The following is a 325-nucleotide window of genomic DNA, read 5'->3' on the forward strand; positions in this document are numbered from 1 at the left end:
GCTTCGCCGATCCGCAGGACAAGCGCGCGCTGCCGAACACGAAATTCCGCGGTTTCGGCCGCGTCGGCACTGATGCCAATGGTGCTTACGCTTTCGACACCATCAAGCCGGGCTCGGTGCCTGATCCAGACGGCAAGCCACAGGCACCGCATCTTCTCCTTGCGGTGTTTGCCCGCGGCATGCTGCGGCACCTCTATACCCGCATCTATTTCGGCGGCGAGGCCGCAAATAGTAGCGATCCCGTGCTGGCCCTGGTGCCCTCCGATCGCCGCGCGACCTTGATCGCCCAGCGTGAAGGTGACAGCGGCAACGTCGTCTACAAGCT

At 63.7% G+C, this 325-nt stretch carries 1 protein-coding gene; it reads left to right on the forward strand.

What is annotated here, in order from left to right; genetic code table 11:
* Nucleotides 1-325, forward strand: a 325-nt coding sequence (pcaG, locus tag ACZXDY_RS46620) for a protocatechuate 3,4-dioxygenase subunit alpha (protein ID WP_464350120.1), incomplete at both ends; no start/stop codon positions are given.

The sequence above is a fragment of the Bradyrhizobium sp. LeoB3 genome (assembly GCF_055456055.1).